The sequence below is a fragment of the Pseudomonas sp. AGC41 genome, from assembly GCF_057334555.1.
The window spans coordinates 1-714 of sequence record NZ_JBHFJB010000076.1 but is presented as its reverse complement, the minus strand read 5'-3'; the positions used below and the strand labels follow the sequence as shown (position 1 = coordinate 714).

Here is a 714-nt window from a genome sequence, read left to right as displayed (position 1 = left end):
CGGGCGAAAGCGGCGCAGGCTTTTCTGATTTCTGCGGCGATTTTTGTGAGCAGTTCGCTGAGACGCGCTTGGATGGCGTTGGCAAAATCCTCCAGGGCGCCGCGAGTTTTGTCGTTAAGGTTCTCTTCCAATGCACTGAGCATGGCCGTCGAAATGGCGGGTAGACCATTGCGCCTGACCGCTGAAAGCGTGGTGCGCACCGCCAGCCGTGCCGGGCCGACACCGGGAAAGGAGATCAGGCCGACGACGTTGACGCCAAAGCTGACCCAGGTCAGGAAGTCATTCTGGTCACCGTCGATCAGGGTGAGCAGGTCGCCGATGGCATCAATGGCGGCGAAAACGGTGCCGACACCCGGAATTACCGAACCTGCGGTCTGTACGGCATTCCAGCCAATGGCGTCGTTGGTGAGTGTGCGCAGCCATTGATCAAGCTTTTCTTTTCCCGCATCAATGTCATTTATTGATGTGGTATTGAGCGGGGCGGTGGCTGACTGGGGTGGGCGCGCAGCCGCGGCAGTCATTGTGTTTTCTCCGAGAGCTTGCGTGGCAATCCGAGCCTCTCGGCGTTTTTCACAAGTGACTGAGGTAACTGGGAGGCAAGCGCGGTCGCAGCGTCTGGCATTGGTACGGCCTTTTTCAGCAGGTCGGTAGCCAGGCTCGTTGGTATTTGTTTGGTGGCGTTGAGCACCTTGTCCAGCAGTGCTTGTGCCGGCA

Annotated in this window: 2 protein-coding genes; both read right to left on the bottom strand. The window is 58.7% G+C overall.

What is annotated here, in order from left to right:
- Positions 1-521 (bottom strand): hypothetical protein (locus ACE04F_RS13675; protein ID WP_486107454.1); only part of this gene is annotated, 521 nt, incomplete at its 3' end.
- A partial coding sequence (locus ACE04F_RS13670) for a hypothetical protein (RefSeq protein WP_486107452.1) occupies positions 518-714 on the bottom strand: 197 nt, incomplete at its 5' end. The genes ACE04F_RS13675 and ACE04F_RS13670, both read right to left, overlap by 4 nt.